Origin of the sequence: Acidovorax delafieldii 2AN (genome assembly GCF_000175235.1) — a bacterium.
Classification (GTDB): domain Bacteria; phylum Pseudomonadota; class Gammaproteobacteria; order Burkholderiales; family Burkholderiaceae_C; genus Acidovorax; species Acidovorax delafieldii_B.
Window position 1 is genome coordinate 1 of the sequence record NZ_ACQT01000375.1, and the last position, 2547, is coordinate 2547.

General features: G+C 65.9%; 4 protein-coding genes and 1 pseudogene. 3 read left to right on the plus strand and 2 right to left on the minus strand.

The genetic code is table 11. From position 1 onward, the window contains the following. The 3 genes from ACDELDRAFT_RS21200 to flhC form a co-directional block, all read left to right on the plus strand. Positions 1-288: sulfurtransferase (locus tag ACDELDRAFT_RS21200; RefSeq protein WP_005800285.1), on the plus strand; the 288-nt coding region annotated here is incomplete at its 5' end. 231 nt (positions 289-519) lie between these two features. Continuing rightward, a complete protein-coding gene (flhD, locus tag ACDELDRAFT_RS21205; RefSeq protein ID WP_005800286.1) occupies positions 520-846 on the plus strand; it encodes a flagellar transcriptional regulator FlhD in 327 nt (108 codons plus the stop codon). A gap of 48 nt (positions 847-894) precedes the next feature. Next, complete coding sequence (gene flhC, locus ACDELDRAFT_RS21210) at positions 895-1455, plus strand: flagellar transcriptional regulator FlhC (protein ID WP_005800287.1); 561 nt, start codon at positions 895-897, stop codon at positions 1453-1455. A gap of 273 nt (positions 1456-1728) precedes the next feature. Here flhC and ACDELDRAFT_RS21215 read toward each other — a convergent pair whose 3' ends face one another. Both ACDELDRAFT_RS21215 and ACDELDRAFT_RS21220 read right to left on the minus strand, forming a co-directional pair. Next, a complete protein-coding gene (locus ACDELDRAFT_RS21215; protein WP_005800289.1) occupies positions 1729-2280 on the minus strand; it encodes a FlgO family outer membrane protein in 552 nt (183 codons plus the stop codon). Further along, a pseudogene (locus tag ACDELDRAFT_RS21220) lies at positions 2277-2547 on the minus strand (hypothetical protein); the annotation flags it as partial. The pseudogene ACDELDRAFT_RS21220 and the gene ACDELDRAFT_RS21215, both read right to left, overlap by 4 nt.

Sequence of the window (2547 nt, forward strand, 5' to 3'; positions counted from 1 at the left end):
CCGCTGGACCCGGTGGCGGGGCACATCCCGGGTGCGCTCAACCGCCCCTTCGGTGACAACATCGGACCCGACGGGCGCTTCAAGTCGGCCGCCGTGCTGCGCGCGGAGTTCGAGGCGCTGCTGGCCGGCCGCGATCCGGCCACCGTGGTCCACCAATGCGGCAGCGGTGTGAGCGCGCTGCCCAACATGATCGCCATGGAGGCCGCAGGCCTCGGAAAAACCACGCTTTTTGCCGGCAGCTGGAGCGAATGGTGCAGCGACCCCACCCGCCCCGTGGAGCGCGGATAAGCGCTTTGCGCAGGTTCCCGGCAGCAGGCCGCTGGCCTGTGGACGCAGGACGGCGGCTGCAGCGCTTGTAAGGCAAATTCCTACAAGCACCCCCCTAAAACCAGACACATCGCGCAGCCAAACCCCGACTTAATTTTTGATTGGGGCGGTTTCACAATCCATTTCAACGGATCACGCAACACATGCACCCAGCATGCAACGCACGAACCGGCCATGAAAAGGAAAGCTGCCATGACCAACGAACAACTGCTCGCCGAAATTCGCGAAGCCAACCTCACCTACCTGATGCTGGCGCAAAACCTGATTCGCCACGACAAGGCCGAAGCAGTGTTCCGTCTGGGCATGAACGAAGACGCTGCCGACATTCTGGCATCGCTGTCGGCAGCGCAAGTGCTCAAACTGGCCTCCCGCAACACGCTTCTTTGCAGCTTCCGCGTGGACGACAACCTGGTGTGGAGTCTGCTGACCAACCACTCGGCCAAGAAGGTGGGCAACGAAGCCACCAACACGCTGCACGCCAACATCCTGATGGCCAGCCGCGTCTCGGAAGTGCTCTGAGCCTTCGCCCGCACGCAGTTCCACGCCGACCTTCACCGAAAGCCCGCCATGTCCGCCACGCCAGCCACCACCAAAGCCCCCGCCAAGAGCGTCCTGAACGAATCGCGCCAGATCGAGCGCGCAGCCATGCTCATCCAGATGGGCGCGCGCATGCAGGTGCTGGAGTCGGAAACTACGCTGTCGTACGAACGCCTGATCCGCCTTTACAAGGAAATCGCGGGCAAGTCGCCCTCGAAAGGCCAGCTGCCGTTTTCCACCGACTGGTTCCTGACCTGGCAGGAAAACATCCACAGCTCGCTGTTCCTCAACATCTACGAATACCTGTCCAAGGGCGTGGACCTGGATTCGGTGGAACTGCTGACCAAGGCCTACCGCCTCTACAACGAGCAGGTGACCACGGCCGAGATCGAGCCCCTGCTGTCGTTCACCCGCGCATGGCGCCTGGTGAAGTTCGTCGATGCCGGCATGCTCACGCGCACCAAGTGCGCCGAGTGCAGCGGCCAGTTCGTGACCGAGCTGTATGAAAACCGCCACTTCACCTGCGGCCTGTGCAACCCGCCCGCCCGCGCCGGCAAGAGCAAGACTGCCGGCGCCCTGATGCTGCACTGATTTCAGGTATCTCTGGCCTGTAGTGCTTATGCATAAAGCGCTACGTGCTATTGTTTCATGAGCACCTTGGCTCCGGCCCGTTGAAATCGGGCCTCGTGCCTGCGCCCTTGCACAGCGCACAGCCTCTGGACGCCGCTTGGCGCCTTCCAGCCACCGGCCTGGCGCCACGCCATCGCCGCCGGCGCTCTCGCTCTTCTAGGCGGGCCGTCTGGCACCTTCTTGTGCACGCGTTCCGCGCCAGTGGCGCACTGCCCCTCGAAACTCCCCGCTGCCTTACCGACCCATGAGCAGGGCGCGCACGTCGTCGTCCAGGGGCACCGCGTAGTCGTGCGCCGCCACCACCAGGTTGCCCTGCGGCTGCACCAGCTTGAGGCTGATATAGACCTGGCGGGCCGAGACGGCGTAGGTGCCCACCACCACGGCCTGCGCGTCGTGGGCCTGGCTCACCTCGCGCAACTCGCGCGACAGCAGCAACTCGCCCTGTTCGGGCCGCATGGCCAGTGTTTCGCGCAGCTTGGGCTCGGTGACCCGGATGCCGCGCTGCACCAGGCGCCCGGCAATCTGCTCGGCCACCGCGCGCCCCAGCCGCGACGACTCGGCCAGCCGGTCCACGTTCACCAGCGTGGCCACCAGCACGGGGTGGCGGGGGTCGAGCGCCACGGTCTGCAGCAGTGCATCGGTGGCCCGGTAGCTGGCATCCACCAGGTCCCCGCGCAACGCGCTGCCCAGCGTGGGGCCGTATTTCTCGCCGTAGTAATAGCCCGCGCAGCCCGGCAGTGTGCCCAGCGCCAGCAACCCTGCAGCCAGGAGTCCGCGGCGCCTCATGGCGTCACCTTCCAGGTCTTGAGGGGAGTGACCCGGGGTGGCGGCGGGGGTGCGGCAGGCAGAAAAAGGGGGGCATCATCGGCTTCGAGGTAATAGATGTCGGCGGTGCGCGCAAGGTAGCGTTTGCCGCTTTCCAACGAGGTGGTGACGAGCACCTCGGTGCGCACGGCGCTGCCAGCGCCCGGCGTTGCAGGCGCCGCAACTGCGGCAGGCGCATCAACCTGCGCCACAGCCACCGCACCAGCCGCGGGGCGCCCCCGCCCGGCC